14 protein-coding genes are annotated in these 17742 nt (G+C 32.6%); 12 read left to right on the forward strand and 2 right to left on the reverse strand.

The genetic code is table 11. From position 1 onward, the window contains the following. Positions 1-36: 36 nt before the first annotated feature. Genes QVO42_RS07250 through QVO42_RS07270 form a run of 5 tightly spaced genes read left to right on the forward strand, consistent with a single transcriptional unit; the run spans position 37 to position 3802 of the window. The gene (locus tag QVO42_RS07250; protein WP_022425469.1) at positions 37-306 is read left to right on the forward strand and encodes an ATP-binding cassette domain-containing protein; all 270 of its coding nucleotides are present in this window, start codon (positions 37-39) and stop codon (positions 304-306) included. After that, entirely contained in the window at positions 303-1676 is a 1374-nt protein-coding gene (locus QVO42_RS07255) for an ABC transporter permease (RefSeq protein WP_022425470.1), read from the forward strand. Before QVO42_RS07250 ends, QVO42_RS07255 begins: the two co-directional genes overlap by 4 nt. A gap of 33 nt (positions 1677-1709) precedes the next feature. Beyond that, positions 1710-2363, forward strand: a complete 654-nt coding sequence (locus tag QVO42_RS07260) for a response regulator transcription factor (protein WP_022425471.1) — start codon at positions 1710-1712, stop codon at positions 2361-2363. Beyond that, positions 2360-3655: a sensor histidine kinase gene (locus QVO42_RS07265; RefSeq protein WP_022425472.1), complete on the forward strand. Its 1296-nt coding sequence runs from the start codon at positions 2360-2362 to the stop codon at positions 3653-3655. Before QVO42_RS07260 ends, QVO42_RS07265 begins: the two co-directional genes overlap by 4 nt. Before the next feature lie 21 nt (positions 3656-3676). Further along, entirely contained in the window at positions 3677-3802 is a 126-nt protein-coding gene (locus QVO42_RS07270) for a hypothetical protein (RefSeq protein WP_287513516.1), read from the forward strand. 185 nt (positions 3803-3987) lie between these two features. Here the strand turns inward: QVO42_RS07270 and QVO42_RS07275 are convergent, their stop codons facing one another. Both QVO42_RS07275 and QVO42_RS07280 read right to left on the reverse strand, forming a co-directional pair. Further along, positions 3988-4206, reverse strand: a complete 219-nt coding sequence (locus tag QVO42_RS07275) for a hypothetical protein (RefSeq protein ID WP_022425473.1) — start codon at positions 4204-4206, stop codon at positions 3988-3990. Positions 4207-4367: 161 nt separating this feature from the next. After that, complete coding sequence (locus QVO42_RS07280; protein ID WP_022425474.1) at positions 4368-5633, reverse strand: AI-2E family transporter; 1266 nt, start codon at positions 5631-5633, stop codon at positions 4368-4370. A gap of 120 nt (positions 5634-5753) precedes the next feature. Here QVO42_RS07280 and QVO42_RS07285 point away from each other — a divergent pair, with 120 nt between their 5' ends. The 7 genes from QVO42_RS07285 to mfd all read left to right on the forward strand — a co-directional run bounded on the left by QVO42_RS07285 (position 5754) and on the right by mfd (position 17636). Then, on the forward strand, positions 5754-6743 hold the full coding sequence (locus QVO42_RS07285; protein ID WP_022425475.1) for a nucleoid-associated protein: 990 nt from the start codon (positions 5754-5756) through the stop codon (positions 6741-6743). Between the two features lie 92 nt (positions 6744-6835). Continuing rightward, positions 6836-8740 carry a 1,4-alpha-glucan branching protein GlgB gene (gene glgB, locus QVO42_RS07290; RefSeq protein ID WP_022425476.1) on the forward strand — a complete coding sequence of 635 codons (1905 nt, stop codon included), beginning with the start codon at positions 6836-6838 and terminating at the stop codon, positions 8738-8740. Between the two features lie 3 nt (positions 8741-8743). Beyond that, positions 8744-11140 carry a glycogen/starch/alpha-glucan phosphorylase gene (locus tag QVO42_RS07295; RefSeq protein ID WP_022425477.1) on the forward strand — a complete coding sequence of 799 codons (2397 nt, stop codon included), beginning with the start codon at positions 8744-8746 and terminating at the stop codon, positions 11138-11140. Beyond that, entirely contained in the window at positions 11140-11394 is a 255-nt protein-coding gene (locus tag QVO42_RS07300; protein ID WP_022425478.1) for a DUF1292 domain-containing protein, read from the forward strand. Before QVO42_RS07295 ends, QVO42_RS07300 begins: the two co-directional genes overlap by 1 nt. Positions 11395-11531: 137 nt before the next feature. Continuing rightward, positions 11532-13619 (forward strand): type I pullulanase, encoded by a 2088-nt coding sequence (gene pulA, locus QVO42_RS07305; RefSeq protein WP_022425479.1) that lies wholly within the window; start codon positions 11532-11534, stop codon positions 13617-13619. Positions 13620-13628: 9 nt separating this feature from the next. Beyond that, entirely contained in the window at positions 13629-14183 is a 555-nt protein-coding gene (gene pth / locus QVO42_RS07310) for an aminoacyl-tRNA hydrolase (protein ID WP_022425480.1), read from the forward strand. Between the two features lie 9 nt (positions 14184-14192). Beyond that, complete coding sequence (gene mfd, locus QVO42_RS07315) at positions 14193-17636, forward strand: transcription-repair coupling factor (protein ID WP_022425481.1); 3444 nt, start codon at positions 14193-14195, stop codon at positions 17634-17636. The last annotated feature ends 106 nt before the right edge of the window (positions 17637-17742 follow it).

Below are 17742 nucleotides of genomic sequence, written 5' to 3' on the forward strand. Positions count from 1 at the left end.
AAATTCTAGCATTATTAACTTAATGACATTGACGTCATGAAGCTTTCAGGTGGACAGCAGCAAAGAGTCGCAATTGCGAGAGCTTTGGCATCTCATGCACCTATTATTCTAGCAGATGAACCAACAGGTAATCTAGATAATAGTACAGCGAACGAAATCATTGAAATATTGAAAAAAATGGCTAAAAAAAGAAATAAATGTGTTATCGTTGTCACACATAGCAAAGAAGTTGCAAATAGTGCAGATGTTATTTTGGAACTCAAGGATAAGAGATTACAGGTTGTTGAATGGGAGGATAAGATATGATAAGAAATGCATTTGCATATGTAACAAGAAAAAAGCTTAAGTCTTTAATCATTATTGTGATTATAGCGACGATGTCTACTTTTTGTGTTTTGGGCTTAGGAATTAAGAAAGCAACTGATGTATCATCCAAGAAAAGTCTAGGGAATATTACCAACAGCATCTTGCTAGAAATTAATAGACAGGTTAATCCTGGGACACCTAGAGGTGGAGGAAATGTAAAAGAAAGAGATATTAACAGGATTGCACAGTGCAAGGAAATTTATTCTTATGTAAAAAGAATTAATAGTGTTGCAGATTTATTAGATCATGAAATCATTGAAACGCCAGAAACACTAGCTAATCAATCTCCTGAAAGAGCTAAAAACTTTAAAAATGCAGTAATGCTGACAGGCGTTAATGATTCCACTAGAGAAAATAAATTTGTATCAGGAACTTATAAATTAGTAGAAGGAAAGCATCTTCAAAATGAAGATAAAAATAAAGTTTTAATGAACAAGGATTTAGCTCAAAAGAATCATTTGAAGGTGGGAGATCATTTGAAAATAAAATCAAATTTATATGATGCAGACAATGAAAAACAAGCTAATGAAATTGTTGATTTAGAAATCAAGGGGCTTTTTGATGGTCATAATAAAGGTAGTGTCAGTGCAGCACAGGAACTCTATGAAAATACTTTAATCACTGATGTGCATAGTGCAGCACAGGTTTATGGCGATACAGAAGAGACAGCAGCTTATCAAGATGCCACATTCTTTGTAAAGGGACAGTATGATTTGAACCAAGTTGTGAAATCATTAGAAAAACTAGATATTGACTGGAGGGAATATGTTCTCATAAATGGTGCTTCTAATTATCCTGCCATGTATATGTCTATTTCATCTTTATATAGTATTGCGAATAAATTATTTTATGGTGCATTGATTTTTGCAGGTATTATTGTTGCTTTGCTTCTTCTATTATGGATTAATGCGAGAAAGAGAGAGATTGCAATTATGCTTTCTTTAGGTATTTCTAAAGTAAGGATTTTTGGTCAGTTTATGATAGAATTATTATTTATGATAATTCCTTCTTATGCATTATCTTATGGTCTTGCGTATTATTTTTCACAATCATTTGGTCATATGATATTAAACAATGTAACGGCTGATATTGCTAAGCAGCTTGCAAACCAGGGAGCATCAAATCAATTGGGTGCAGGTGCCGAGGTTGATGGTTTTAATAAGATGATTACAAGTTTAAATGTACATGTTTCAATGGATACAATGCTAATTGTTATTGGTTTTATGACAATAGTTATGGTTTTAGCACTTGTGATATCATCAATGAGAATTCTTAAAAATAAGGAAAAAACATTGATTTATGAACGTTAGATATTATGTATAATAGAAGAAAGGAGGGATATTATGGACTTATTAGTTGTAGAGGATGATACTGTTATAAGAGAGGGTATTAGTGAATTTCTATCAGAATACGGCTATCATGTCATTGAGGCTAGAGATGGTAAAGAAGCATTAGATTTATTTAACAAAGAGATCAAACTTGTTTTGCTAGATATACAGATTCCTTTTATAAATGGCTTAGAAGTTCTAAAAACAATAAGAAAAGAAAGTGATATCCCTGTATTAATGTTGACAGCATTTAATAATGAAGAGTACAAAATAGAAGCTTTTACGCAACTGGCAGATGGCTATATTGAAAAACCTTTTTCACTGATTGTATTAAAGACAAGAATAGATGCATTAATAAAAAAGTATTATGGTTCTATAGAAAAGTTTATATATAAGAATATAGAGATTAATTTTACCAGCTATACAGCAAAAATAGAGGGAAGAAGTATCGAAATAAATCCTAAAGAATTAAAAATATTAAAATGTCTTCTAAATCATGAAGGTCAGGTGCTTTCAAGAATGCAAATTATTGATCAGGTATGGAAAGAAACAGACGACATTCCCTATGATCGTGTAATTGATGTCTATATCAAAGAACTTAGAAAGAAACTGCAGCTCGATTGCATTACAACAATAAGAAATGTAGGCTATAAATTGGAGAGAAAATGAAAAAACTAAAGATATTCCCTAAAATGTTTATTCAAATATTTTCTGTTTTATCAATTATTGTTCTATTAATTCACATATCTATTTATTTAATTTTTCCTAAAACATATTTAGATACGAGAGAGGCTGAAATTAATAAAACAGCCAATGAGATATCATATAGTCTAGAAGGCAAAAACATAAATGATATTAAACGGGCAACAGAACTTTATTCTAAAAACAGCGATATTAAAGTATTTGTAAGTAGTGAAAAGAAAGATAATGAAGTAGAAGTTTCAAATGATTTAAATATTAATTTAGATAGTCCTAATAATTCATTAATTATTGAAGAGAGAAGGATTACTTTAAATGATGGTCATCAATTATATTTGAAATTTATTTCTACTGCGGATATGTTGCAGGATGCAAAGAATTTGAGTTTAGGCTTCTTACCATATTCTTTATCTATTTCTCTTTTATTATCCGCTGTCGTTTCTTTAATCTATTCAAGATCAATTAAAAATAATATCGATGAAATTAAAAGTGTAACAGATCAAATGATACAGCTGGATAAGAATGCTTGTTTAGTTCATACCAGTGATGATGAAGTAGGTGAACTCAAAGAACAGATCAATGAACTCTACTTTACTTTATTAAAATCAATAGATGATATAGAACTCAAAAATAAAGAAATAATAGAATTAGAAAAACTCAAATATGATTTCTTAAAAGGGGCTTCACATGAATTAAAAACACCTCTTGCAAGTCTTAAAATCATTCTAGAGAACATGATCTATAATGTAGGCAAATATAAAAATAGAGATGTTTATTTAGAACAATGTGTGGATATAGTAGATGGTCTTTCTAATAATATTTCTCAAATATTATCTATCTATTCTATAGATCATCTCAAGAATGATGAAGAGGACGTTATTATACAGGAAGTTCTTAAAGAAGTACTAGATAAATATGAGTTGTTAGCACAACAGAAGAATATCCTGGTTAATAATAAGATAGGCTCGGAACATATTTATATTGGAAGAAATGCTTTCAATGTGATTTTGTCTAATTTGATTAGTAATGCAGTTAAATATACGAATAATTGTGGAATAATAGATATAGGTATGGATGAAGATTGTTTTTATATAAAGAATTCCTATATAGAGAGTCAAGTCGAATTGAATAAGGATACAAGTCATGGGCTTGGTTTATATATTGTATGCAACTTGTTAAATAACTACCAGATAGACTATGAAATTATTCAGAATCAAAATACGTATCTCTTTAAAATATACAAAAAAGATTCTCAACTATGAGGGGCGGATTGTAAAATCGGAGTGATTCACTGTTTATTCCACTATCGTAAAGCAACAGCCGAGGTTAAGGAATTGCTTAAGGATTCATTGAACTGGAAGAATTATACAGAATTAGATTATTATAAGGATTTTGATGCATTATACTAATTAGACAAATTGTAAATAATAGATTGGGGAAAGTTCGTAAAGTTAGAACTTATTTTCTCGTTGAAAAGGCTGGGTAGTAGGCACGAAAAAAATGGGCATTACCTTACGGTGATGCCCATTTATCAGGGACTGTCAATGTGCTGTCCTTGACTTTTGAATCAGTTTAATCAAGTGTCGTTTTAATCTTAGTTCATAGTTTTCTGTAACTTCTTAGCTACAAGTACTAATACAATCGCAAGTGCTGCAAGAATAGCTGAACCAATATAACCCATTACATAAGATCCAGTGGCATCAAAGAAGCTTGCTAAAATCTTAGGTCCTACAAAAGAACTGATATCATAACCAATAAAAATTAAACCATAGTTTCTGTTATAGAACTTAGAACCAAAGATGATCTTAACCATAAGTGCAAATACGACTAGTAATCAACCAAATGAGAATCCTACTAAGGTGATACATAAATGAAAAAAACAATCTAGAGTTAGATGGTGACATCTTTACTCAGATTGTTTTATGTGGAAACCATAAGAAGAATATTTCAACTGGCATAATATATGGATCCCCATTAAATAGAAGGGTCCTTTTTTGGTTTTACTTTATTATCTATTCTATTTCCATTTTCATCTAATTTATAGAGGTTATTGTATGTAACTTCTATATGTTTCTGATAGAGTCCGATATTAATGATTCTAGAGATAACAGCATAGATCAATGCAGTAAGTGGTACACCAATAAGTACACCAACAACACCCCATAGATTACCAAATATAGTAATACCTAATAAGACAAATAAACCACCTATACCTACAGATTTACCTACAATCTTAGGATATACTACATTTCCTTCAAACTGCTGTAAGCAAAGATAAATAATCGCAAAAGCTAACATACTCTTACTCTGTGCTGCAGCCACCAAGATGAGTCCTGCAAAGAAGGTAATAAAATTACCAAACATTGGGACAAAACTAAATAAGAAAGCCATAATCGCAATTAATTCAGGGAAAGGCATTCCAAATAAACGCATCGCAATATAAACCTCTAACATAAAACATATTGCTTCTAACATCTGTCCTGTCACAAAACTATTAAAGTAATGATTGGCTTCACTCATAATATCAAAAGCGATACCTGCACGTTTATGGCCTAATATATATGCAATGAGTTTTCTACCTTGTTCAAGATGTTTCTCTTTATTTGCAAGAAGATAGAGAGCCATAAAGAATGAAGTGATGGCAGTAATGAATGAACCACCAATATTTGATACAAATTCTGTTGTTTTAAAATGAGGATTACCTAAGAAATTACCTGCAGTCGCAAGAATTGTACTTAAATCAATAGAGGCAAACCATTTCTGTACTTCATCTACTGTTACTGAATAATCAATATTAAATTTTGTACATATAGAAGTAATATAGACAGCAAGTCTTTTTGCATAATTATCTAAGTTAGAGAATAAGAGTGAGAAACTTTCTCCAATTCTAGGAATAATGAATGAGAAGAACATCACTAATATTAATAGTAAACATATAATAGTGATAGCCATCGCAATACCACGAGTTCCTTCTACTAAGAATTGAGGAAGCTTTAGGTTAGGTTTTTTCTTCATCAATTGGTCTTTTGCTTTCACAAGTAACTTCTCTACTAGTTTCATTGGAATGTTAATCACAAATGCGATTACTATCGCAATATAGAAGGGTCTTGCAAGCCCTAATGCATTAAGGAAGAAGTCCCATACTGAGTCTAAATTAAAAAGAATAAAAGCTAAGACAATACCATATGTAATATATTGAAAAATCTTATCATCTGGAAAATTGAAATTTTTGTTGTCCATAATAATCACCTAAGGAAATAGTACCACAAAATTAGGGGTATTGTTACTAGAAATTAAATAAGAAAAGGTTGAGGAATAGAAGAAATTTGCTATAATGACACACGTGAAAGGAGAATATAAATGAACACTATTATTATTAATAAAATCATGATGCATATGCTTGATTTTGAGCATCGTAAGATATATTTAAGTGAAGATTTCTGTGAATTAAATGATACAACTCAGGAATATTATCATAAAAAAGTAGAAAAAGCTTTATACAGTCCAACTATTAAAGAACTTGTTGTGCCCTCACTTCATGAATTATTACTTCGTGCAGATAAGATGCTAGAAGATGATGAAGAATTCAAGAAACAGGCAAAAGAAATTAGTGAAAAGTTCTTTGCGTTAGGTTCAGTGATTGAAGAAATGCCTAATAGTAATATTTTATATGTGGATTGTTATCGTGATGGTGTACATATGATTGCCGCTTTAAAGCTTAATTATAAATATAATTCTGTATCTCTTGTAGAAGAGGAAAATGTCCGTATTACAAGAAGACAGGTTCTTCCTCAGATTGGTACAGCTGTTGATGAAGCGATTATTATAGATACAGATCATAAGAAGATATCTCTTATTGAAAAGAAGTATCTCATTGATGGCAAGATGGATACTTATCTTAATAGTCAATGGATCAAGGGAGAAGAAAAACTCACTGATCGTCAGAAGATTTCTACTATGAAGAAAGTAGTGAATAAGATTGATGATATTTATCATGTGAATGATAAAGAAGCACTTCCACTTGTAAAACAGGAAATATTAGAAAGAACACAGATGGGTGAACTTGTTAAACCGATAGAAGTAGTTCGTAAGGTCATGGAAAGAGATTATCAGGCTCAGGAAGAATCAGAAACAATGTTGAAGGATCTTGGGATTGGTGAGGATGATACAATTTCTTTAAATGCATTAGGACGTTCTGTAGAGGTTGTTAAGATTACTCTTGATGAGGATATTCAGATAACTATGCCAGTAGATGAATATGTGAATGGCTCTACTTTTGAAAAGAAAGAAAACCCTGATGGAACAGTTTCTATCGTATTAAATAATATTCAAGACATTACAATTAAGTAAACGTTTACATTTTTTTGCCTATATTGTCTGAAATGAATGAATTTTGGTCATATTTATTGTATAATAAAGTTTATGAAGGGAGACATATAGGTATGTTAGATAATTTCTTGATAAAATTGTTTTTTGAGGGAAAGTGTTTAGAGGCATATAAGGTATTCGGTGCTCATCCGGATAAAAAGGGCGTTCGCTTTACAGTATATGCACCACATGCAAGAAGTGTTCAGGTTGTAGGTAATTTTAATGACTGGGACGGAACACAACATTATATGGAGAGATATAATGATGGAGGCGTGTGGACTCTCTATATTGAAGGGTTAAAGCAGTATGACCTTTATAAATATAGAATTGAAACACCTTCTGGAGCTATTGTTGATCGTGCAGATCCATATGCCTTTTTCAGTGAAATTAGACCAGGTACAGCATCTAAGGTATATAATTTAGATGGTTATCGCTGGCATGATTCTAGATGGATGAAGTCACGTTCTAATAACTACGATCGTAACATGAATATTTATGAAGCGAATCTTGGTTCTTGGAAGATGAAAAAGGAATTTACAGATACATCTGATGGAGAATTTTATTCATATGAAGAAATGATTGATGAAATCATTCCTTATGTAAAGAAGATGGGCTATACACATATTGAAGTAATGCCTTTAAATGAGTTCCCATTTGATGGCTCTTGGGGATATCAGGCAACAGGTTATTTTAGTGCGACAAGTCGTTATGGACATCCAAAACAGTTAAAGGATTTCATTAATGCGTGTCATAAAGAAGGTATAGGTGTCATTATGGACTTTGTACCTGCTCATTTTGTAAAGGATGGACATGGTCTTTATCAGTTTGATGGAGGCTGGGTTTATGAATATGCAGATGTGAATAACCGTTATTCTGAATGGGATTCAGTATATTTTGATGTGACAAAAGATACTGTACGTTCATTCTTAAAGAGTGCTGTTCATTTTTGGGCAGAAGAATTCCATATTGATGGTATTCGTTTTGATGCTGTCAGCAACCTTATTTACTGGAAAGGTAATAAAGACTTTGGTACAAACAATGGGGCTTTAGAGTTCTTAAAGACTATGAATGAACAGATTCATGAAAGATATCCTGCATTAATGACTATTGCAGAAGACTCAACTGATTTCCCATATGTAACTAAACCAGTTAAGGATGGCGGTTTAGGATTTGATTATAAGTGGGATATGGGCTGGATGAATGACACTTTAAAGTATTTCAAAGAAGATCCAGTTTATCGTCAATATGATCATAATTTATTAACTTTCTCAATGATGTATTTCTATTCAGAAAGATTTATTTTGCCATTCTCACATGATGAAGTGGTTCATGGTAAAGCAACTATTTTAAATAAGATGTGGGGACTTGATGGAGAGAAGTTCGCACAGGCAAAAGCTTTATATACATATATGATGACTCATCCTGGTAAGAAGCTTAATTTCATGGGTAATGAATTAGGTGAATACAAGGAATGGGATGAAAGAAAAGCATTGGCTTGGAATATATTAGAATATCCACAGCATGATTCTTTCCATCATTTTATGCAGGATTTAAATAAGATGGTTGAAGAACATCCAGCTCTTTATAGTATGGATTATGATCCAGAAGGATTTAAATGGCTGGTTGTAGATGATCATAATCAGAGTGTATTCTCATATGCTCGATTTGATAAGAAAGGCAACTGTTTAGTTATAGTAGCTAACTTTATTGGTAATAGTCATGATAATTATGCTGTGCCAGTACCGTTTGCTGGAAGCTATAAAGAAATCTTGAATACAGATAAAGATAGTTATAACGGTTCTAATTACACAAATACACGTGCTTTAAGATCAAAGAAGGGTACTTGTATCAATGAAGCACAGAGTATTCATGTGAAATTAGCGCCATTTAGCGCGGTGGTATTTGAATATCATAAGCCAGCTAAAAAAGCGTCTTCTCCAAAGAAGACAAAGAAAAGTGTTGTAAAGGAAGGAAAGTAGTAAATGTTTAATACAAAAGAAGAATTTAAGTATGAATTTTCTAAGCGAATCATTGAATCATATGGTCGTACAGTAGAAGAAGCACATTTAACAGAAAAGTTCATGGTTCTTGAAACTATGGTTCGTGACTATGCATCTGTTAACTGGGCTATGACAAAGATGGCAGTTCAGGCTAAGCAGCAGAAACAGGTTCACTATTTCTCTATGGAGTTCTTAGTTGGTCGTCTATTAGTCAACAATATGATGAACTTAGGTATTTATGAAACTGCAAAAGAAGGTCTTGCTGATTATGGTATTAATATCCATGACCTAGAAGAATTAGAATCTGATGCTGGTTTAGGTAATGGTGGTTTAGGCCGTCTTGCTGCCTGCTTCATGGATTCTTTAGCTTCTTTATCTTATCCAGCTTTCGGTAATACTATTCGTTATGATTATGGATTCTTCAAACAGAAGATTGAAAATGGATATCAGGTAGAAGTACCAGACCAGTGGTTACGTTTAGGTAATATGTGGGAAGTAAGAAAACCTAAGCATGCAACAGAAGTTAAATTCTGGGGTAAAGTAATCTGGGATGATGCAACTGGTGGATGGAAGCATGTAGATTATGAAGCAGTACGTGCTGTACCTTATGATATGCCAATTGTTGGTAATGATACTAAGGTAACTAATACATTAAGATTATGGAAAGCTGAACCTAGTGAAAACATTCCTACAAATAAAGATTTCCGTCAGTATGCACAGGAAGTCAATGATATCTGTCAGACATTATATCCTGATGATTCTACACATGCTGGTAGAGTATTACGTTTAAAACAGCAGTATTTCTTTGTATGTGCTGGTTTAAATTCTATTATTCGTGCTCATTTAAGAGTATATCCTGATTTAACTAACTTCCATGAAAAGAACGTTATTCAGTTAAATGATACACATCCAGTATTAGTTATTCCTGAATTAATGCGTGTATTTATTGATGATTACAACATGGAATGGGATGATGCATGGAATATCGTATGTAAGACTTGCGCATATACAAACCATACAATCTTGGCTGAAGCATTAGAAAAATGGCCTGTTGATATGATGAGAGACTTATTACCAAGAGTTTATCAGATCATCGAAGAAATCAATAGACGTTTCATTGGTTTCGTAAAACAGCAGACTGAAAATGATAACGAACTATTACAGAGAGTTATGATTATTAAAGATGGTCAGGTACATATGGCTAGACTCGCGATTGCTGGTTCATTTAGTGTCAATGGTGTAGCACAGCTTCACTCTGATATCTTAAAAGAAAGAGAAATGAAGGATTTCGATACTTTATATCCTAACAAGTTCAACAATAAAACAAATGGTGTCACTCATAGAAGATGGCTTGCATATTGTAACCCACAGTTAACTTCATTAATTAATGAATCAATCGGTGATAGCTGGATGCATAGACCAGATGATTTAGAGAAGTTAGCTCCTTATGTAACTGATTCAATTACTCAGAGTAAGTTCTATAATGTAAAACAGCAGAGAAAGCAGATTCTTGCAGATTATATTAAGGAACATAATGGTATTGATGTAGATGTTAATTCTATCTTTAATATTCAGGTTAAGAGATTACATGCATATAAGAGACAGTTATTAAATGTCATGCATATTATCTATTTATATCAGAGAATGAAAGAAGATAGCAGCTTCAGAATTTATCCACATACTTATATCTTTGGTGCAAAAGCAGCTCCTTCTTACTATTTAGCTAAGAAGATCATTAAGTTAATCAACAGCGTAGCTGAAAAGGTAAACAATGACCCAGAAACTAATAAATACTTAAAGGTTGTATTTATTGAAAACTATGGTGTTACTATTGCGGAAAAGATTATTCCTGCTGCAGATGTATCTGAACAGATTTCTACTGCTGGTAAGGAAGCAAGTGGTACTTCTAACATGAAGTTCATGATGAATGGTGCTTTAACACTTGGTACATTAGATGGTGCCAATGTAGAGATTGCGGAATTAGTTGGTGATGATAACATAGTTATCTTTGGTATGAAGGATAATGAAGTCAATGACTTAAAGGCAAGTGGTTCTTATAGCTCTTGGAATGAATACAACAATAATCCAAACATCAAGAAGGTTATTGATTCATTAGTAGATGGTACTTGGAACACTTCAAGAGAAGAATTCAAGATTATCTTTGATGAATTAATGGCTAGAAATGATGAATACTTCTTATTAAAGGATTTTGAAAGCTATAGACTTGCACAGGAAAAGATCAATAACTTATATCAGGACCGTGCTAACTGGTCTAAGATCTGCTTAGCTAATATCGCAAAGAGTGGTCATTTCTCAAGTGATAGAACTATTGAAGACTATGTAAAGGATATCTGGCATTTAAATAGGGTAAAAATCTAATGAAAGATACATTCGTACTAGATGTAGATGGTGAAGAAGTAACTTGTGAAGTCATTTTAGGATTCACAGATGACGCAACAGGTAAAGAATATATCATCTATACAGATAACAGTTCAGATGAAGATGATCAGTTGAATATCTATGCTTCACAGGTAGATCCTGAAGATGCAGATAATATTCTTCCTATTGAAACAGAAGAAGAATATGCATTTGTACAGGAAGTATTAGATTCAATGATGTCTGAAGAAGAATAAAGACTCAAAGGCTTAACGATTACGTTAAGTCTTTTTGTTTTACATGATATATGGCTTTCTTTTTTAAATTTAGATACTGCCTTTTTTTCTCTAATTTTTATGATAGAATAAGGGGGAGAAAAGGATGGGATGTAGACGTGCAAAGAGAATCAATTCGTATGTATGCTTATGCGATTGACTTTGATTTAATCAAAGTTGATTTATCATTAAATTATTATAACGGAATTTCAAGTCAGTATTATTTAAAGAATTTAGATACAAGTGAAGTTAAGATACTTAAAGGCGAAGCGACTGAGAAAGAAAATGGATTCCAGTCGTATCTTTTGCATACAGACTTTTCTGTAGGTACAAGATATAAAGTGTTTGATAATTATGGTTTAGCTTGTTTTTTAGATTTTAGTCAGCTTTCTATGAGTAAAGATTTTGATGATCATTTTTATTATGATGGTGATGATTTAGGCAGTCATTATACAAAAGAAAAAACGACATTCAAGATCTGGTCACCTCTTTCTACGGAAGTTGTATTAAAAATCTGGAAAGATGAAGACCTTCATTATTATCCTTTAGAAAGAGGAGATAAGGGTGTCTATAGTACAACTATTAAGAAAGATCTAGATGGTTATGAATATGTTTATATTATTGGAATGAATGAACAATCCATAGAAACAGCTGATCCATATGCTTATTCTTGTACAGCTAATATGCATAGTTCAGTAGTCATTGATTTGGATAAAGTTAGAAGAGTAGATTATCCTTTGACAGAACTAAAACATACGACAGATGCAGTTATTTATGAAGTAGGTGTCAGAGACTTCTCTGTTGATGAATATGGACAGATTACACATAAAGGCAAGTTCTTAGGACTTTGTGAAGAAGGTACAGTGACTAAGAATGGTTTTTCATCAGGCATGGACTATTTAGATATGCTTGGTGTCACACATGTACAGCTTTTACCAATCAATGATTATGCAACAGTAGATGAAGATCATCCGGATTTACTCTATAACTGGGGTTATGATCCAGCACAATATAATGTACCTGAAGGAAGTTATATTACTGATCCAAATGATGGCTATAAGAGAATATTAGAATGTCAGCGTATGGTACGCTGTATTCATAAGCATAATATGAGAGTTATTCTAGATGTAGTCTATAATCATATGCATGATGTGAATAATAATGCATTAGAGAAGACAGTGCCTTATTATTTCTTTAGAAGAGATGAAAATGGGGAGTTATCTAATGGTTCATGGTGTGGTAATGATTTAAATAGTACCGCAAAGATGTGCCGTAAATATATCTTGGATATGTGTAAGAGATGGCAGGTTCTTTATGGTGTAGATGGCTTTAGAATGGATCTCATGGGTATTGTGGATAATGATACAGTGAATATGATTTATGAACAGGGTCATGCTTTAGATTCTTCATTTATGTTATATGGTGAAGGTTGGAATATGGGTACTGCATTACCTGATTCAGAAAAGACAACAATTGAAAATAACCATAAAACACCTCATGTAGGTTTCTTTAATGATCATTTCAGAGATACAGTCAAGGGACCTAATCAGATGGAAGTCAAAGGCTATACATCAGGGGATACTTATAAGACAAATGAAGCCATTATTGCGATGTGTGACTACAATAAGTTCTTATCTATAGAACAGAGCATTAACTATACAGAATGTCATGATAATGCGACTGTATTTGATAAATTTATTATTTCCAATGGACATGAAGATGAATATTGTCGCCAGAAGAGATGTTTATTAACACTTGCGATGACAATTTTTGCGCAAGGGGTTCCTTTTATTCATGCCGGACAGGAATTTTTAGGTACTAAGAATGGTAATCAGAATTCTTATAATGCGGGTGATGCAGTTAATAAACTAGACTGGGAACGTCATGACGAATATATGAATGTTGTTCAGGCTGTAAAGTTCTTTATAGATCTAAGAAAACACAACAAATGCTTTAGATATTATGACTATGAAGATATGCATCAGCATGTATTTATCAACAATATCTACTATCGTATGGTAGAATATCATCTCACTCAGGATGAAGGAGATTACAAAGAATTTAAGATTTACTTTAATCCTTCATATGATGTCATTACTATTGGTATTGAAGATGATTTTAAGATATTATATAGTATGTCAAATGAAAGAATAGAAAATGGACAACTCAATGTATTTGGTGTATCCATGGTTGTATGTGCAAGATAGGAGATTATAATGAAATTAATTGTTGGATTAGGAAATCCTGGTAAAGAATATGATATGACAAGACATAATACAGGATTTTATTGTTTAGATGTATTAAGTGATGAAATGAATCAATCTATTGATAAAGAGAAATTCAAAGGCTTATATACTAAATTCAAGTATAAGGGTGAAGATGTTATTTTATTAAAACCTCAGACTTATATGAATAATTCTGGTGAATCTGTTGCGGCAGTGATGCAGTTTTTCAAGATTCCACTAGAAGATCTATTAGTTATTTATGATGATATGGATATGCCTACTGGTAAACTACGTTTAAGAGAAAAAGGCAGTGCAGGTGGACATAATGGGATCAAGAGTATTATTGCTCATGTAGGGACTCAGAACTTCAAGCGTATTCGTGTAGGTATTTCAAAGAATAAGCTTTATAGTGTTGTAGACTGGGTACTTGGACGCTACTCTAAAGAAGAAGAAAAGCTTATATCAGAAGGTGCTAAACGTGCAGCAGAAGCTGTATTATGTTATTTAGATGATGGTTTTAATAAAGCAATGAATAAATTTAACTAGGTGATTGTTATGGAGAAAATACTGAATCTTTTAAAAGATAATCAGGCCTTAAGAACCTTAGATACAGACAAAGGAACTATTGTCACAAACTCAACTAGCGATGAGGCTTATCTCATTGCTGGTTCTTTTTGGCATCATCCAAGAAAAATCCTGATTATTAAAAATAACCAATATGAGGCATTTAACCTCTATAAAACATTAACTGAACTTGTGAATCAAGTTGTCTATTTTCCTGCAGATGAATCATTACGTGTAGAATCAGTAGCGTATTCTTATGAATTATTAGGAGAAAGAATTAATGCATTATATGCGATGACACAAGATAAACCAATGATCTGTGTTTGTCATATGCATTCAATGACACGTTATGTGACACCTGTAGAACTCTTTAAAAAGAGTATTATAAGTTTAAAGAAGGGTGATACAGTTGATCCTTTAGAATTAAAGAAGAAACTACAGTCTATTGGCTATAAGAATACCCAAAGAGTAGATTCACCTTTCTATTACTCTAGAAGAGGTGAAGTACTAGATGTTTATACAATCCAGTATGAACATCCAGTACGTATTGAATTCTTTGATGATGAGATAGAAGAAATCTCTTTTTATGATAAAGACTCACAAAGAAGAACAGAAAGAAAAGAATCTATCGATATTCTTCCAGCTACAGATATGATGTATGAGGATGATGGTTTATCACAAGTAGAAGCTTCTATCAAGGCTTTAAAAGAGAAGATGAAGATCAAAGATGAATTCAAGGATGAACTTGAAGAAACATATGCATTAGATATTGAATCACTCAAAACACATGACTATAGTCCACGTATTTATCAATATTTAAGTTTATTCCCTCAAACTGCTACAATTATAGATTATGCAAGTGATTATACTATTATTACTGCATCTCTTGCTTCTATTCTTGCTTCTTATAAGACTTATATGGAAGAGAACTACCTCTATTATCATGAACTAGAAGAAATAGGACAGATGATCAGAGGAATTAAGCTTATTAATAACCCTCAGGATATCTTAAAACATCCTGATGTCGATTTAGTACGCTTTAGAGAAAATGATAAACAAATCATGTTTATGACTCAGCCTGTGATGATTTCTATGGCTAATGAAAAAGTCTTTATTAGTCAATTAAAGGACTTACTTACATATAATCGTGTCATGATTGGTGTAGATGAAAAGCGTCAGATAGATGTATTAGTAAACCTATTTACTGATCATGCCATTCCATTTACTCTCACAAGTGCCACAAATAAGATTTATGACGGGGTTAATCTATTCTTAGGACATTTACCTTGTGGAATGAACTTTGTAGAAGAGAAGACTGTATTACTCACAAGTCAGGAACTCTTTAAAGTACAAGAAACAAAAAAGAAATATATTAAATATAGAGATGCCACTAAAATCTCAGACTATAATGAATTAAAAGTAGGAGACTATGTTGTTCATGATACAAATGGTATTGGACAATATATGGGTATTGAAACATTAGTTGTAGATGGTGTACATAAGGATTATTTACATATTGCCTATAAAGGAAATGATATTCTTTATGTACCGGTAGAACAGTTCCAGTTAATTAGAAAATATTCATCAAGAGATGGTAAACCACCTCGTATTCATGCTTTAGGTTCACCTAAATGGGCTAAAGAAAAAGCAAGAGTCAGACAGAAGGTAGATGGTTTAGCTGATGATCTGATTAACTTATATGCAGAAAGAATGAGACAGCCAGGTTTTGCGTTTGAGCCTGATGGGGATCTTCAATTAGAGTTTGAAAGTGAATTTGGTTATGAACTCACTCCAGACCAGGCACAGGCTGTAGAAGAAATCAAGAAGGACATGGAAACACCACGTCCTATGGATAGATTATTATGTGGTGATGTAGGCTTTGGTAAAACAGAAGTGGCTTTAAGAGCCTGCTTTAAAGCTGTTGTGTCTAAGAAACAATGTGCCTTCTTATGTCCTACTACAATTCTTTCAGCACAACATTATCGTACAATGCAGAAGCGTTTTGAGAAGTTCCCTGTGAATATTGCATTACTCAATCGTTTTACGACTACTAAAGAAAAGAAACAAATATTGGCTGATTTAAAGGAAGGTAATATTGATCTATTAGTTGGTACACATCGTATTTTATCTAAAGATGTAGAATTCAAGGATCTTGGATTACTCTGTATCGATGAAGAACAGCGTTTTGGTGTAAGACAGAAAGAGAAAATCAAAAATCTAAGAAAAACAATAGATGTACTCACTTTAACTGCCACACCTATTCCTCGTACATTACAAATGTCCATCATGGGTATTAGAGGACTCTCACAAATAGAAACACCACCATTAAATAGACTCCCTGTACAGACATATGTCTCAGAAAAGAGCTGGGCATTAATTAAACAGGTTATTGAAAGAGAATTATCACGTAATGGACAGGTTTTCTATTTACACAATAGAACAGAAAACATCTATGAAATAGCCTCTACATTGCAGACACTTTTACCTAATGCCCGTATTGGTGTAGGACATGGTCAGATGGATAAGAATGATCTAGAAGATGTCATGACTGACTTTGTAGAAAAGAAATACGATATTCTTGTATGTACAACTATTATTGAGACAGGTATTGATATACCTAATGCGAATACAATTATTATTGAGAATGCGGATAAGTTTGGTTTAGCGCAGCTTTATCAGATCAAAGGTAGAGTAGGAAGAAGTGAACGTATCGCATATGCTTATCTTCTTTATACAAAAGATCGTGCGATGACAGAAGAAGCTCAAAAGAGACTTACAGCTATTAAGGAATTCACGCAATTAGGTTCTGGTTATAAGATTGCAATGAGAGATTTATCTATTCGTGGCAGCGGTGATATTCTTGGTGGTGAACAGGCAGGATTTATTGATCAAGTCGGTTTTGATATGTATATGAAAATCTTACAGGATGCGATTGAAGAAAAACAGGGTAAGATTAAAGAGGATGAAACTGTACCATCACGTAATGTACCAGTAGATGGTTATATTCCTGAAGACTATGTAGAAAGTGATATGGAAAAGTTAGAACTTTATCAGCGTGTCTATAAAGCCAATGACTTAGAAACATTGAAACGTGTAGAACATGAACTCACTGACCTTTATGGTGTTCTCCCATCACAGGTGCGTAATATTGTAGTCAAGAGAAGATTTGACATCCTTTCACATGATCCACTTATTGATGATGTAAAGGATAGCAGCCAGGGACTAGAAATACGTTTCTCTAAAGTCTTCTTAGAAGATTTAGATGGACAGAAGTTCTTTGCGTATGTCAATCATATGTTTAAAAAGCCACAAATGAAATATACTGATGGTAAGTTGACTATTGTGAGTGGTATGGAACCTTATTATGTTTCAGCATCTACTGAGTTCTTAGATTCAGTTTTAAAACAATATTATAAAACACATACTAGTTCTTAATAAAAAAATAATGTAGAATATGAAAAAAAGGGGGGGATAACATCAATGAAAATTACTGATTTATTAAATGAAGAGGCTGTCTCGAAATAAATGACAGTTTTCCAAA

The sequence above is a fragment of the Catenibacterium sp. CAG:290 genome (assembly GCF_000437715.1).
Taxonomy (GTDB): domain Bacteria; phylum Bacillota_I; class Bacilli_A; order Erysipelotrichales; family Coprobacillaceae; genus Catenibacterium; species Catenibacterium mitsuoka_A.

What these genes read in the sequence shown, in the direction of transcription:
- QVO42_RS07250 (WP_022425469.1), top strand. Translation starts at nt 37, where the DNA reads ATGAAGCTTTCAGGTGGACAGCAGCAAAGAGTCGCAATTGCGAGAGCT.
- QVO42_RS07255 (WP_022425470.1), top strand. Translation starts at nt 303, where the DNA reads ATGATAAGAAATGCATTTGCATATGTAACAAGAAAAAAGCTTAAGTCT.
- QVO42_RS07260 (WP_022425471.1), top strand. Translation starts at nt 1,710, where the DNA reads ATGGACTTATTAGTTGTAGAGGATGATACTGTTATAAGAGAGGGTATT.
- QVO42_RS07265 (WP_022425472.1), top strand. Translation starts at nt 2,360, where the DNA reads ATGAAAAAACTAAAGATATTCCCTAAAATGTTTATTCAAATATTTTCT.
- QVO42_RS07275 (WP_022425473.1), bottom strand. Translation starts at nt 4,206, where the DNA reads ATGGTTAAGATCATCTTTGGTTCTAAGTTCTATAACAGAAACTATGGT.
- QVO42_RS07280 (WP_022425474.1), bottom strand. Translation starts at nt 5,633, where the DNA reads ATGGACAACAAAAATTTCAATTTTCCAGATGATAAGATTTTTCAATAT.
- QVO42_RS07285 (WP_022425475.1), top strand. Translation starts at nt 5,754, where the DNA reads ATGAACACTATTATTATTAATAAAATCATGATGCATATGCTTGATTTT.
- glgB (WP_022425476.1), top strand. Translation starts at nt 6,836, where the DNA reads ATGTTAGATAATTTCTTGATAAAATTGTTTTTTGAGGGAAAGTGTTTA.
- QVO42_RS07295 (WP_022425477.1), top strand. Translation starts at nt 8,744, where the DNA reads ATGTTTAATACAAAAGAAGAATTTAAGTATGAATTTTCTAAGCGAATC.
- QVO42_RS07300 (WP_022425478.1), top strand. Translation starts at nt 11,140, where the DNA reads ATGAAAGATACATTCGTACTAGATGTAGATGGTGAAGAAGTAACTTGT.
- pth (WP_022425480.1), top strand. Translation starts at nt 13,629, where the DNA reads ATGAAATTAATTGTTGGATTAGGAAATCCTGGTAAAGAATATGATATG.
- mfd (WP_022425481.1), top strand. Translation starts at nt 14,193, where the DNA reads ATGGAGAAAATACTGAATCTTTTAAAAGATAATCAGGCCTTAAGAACC.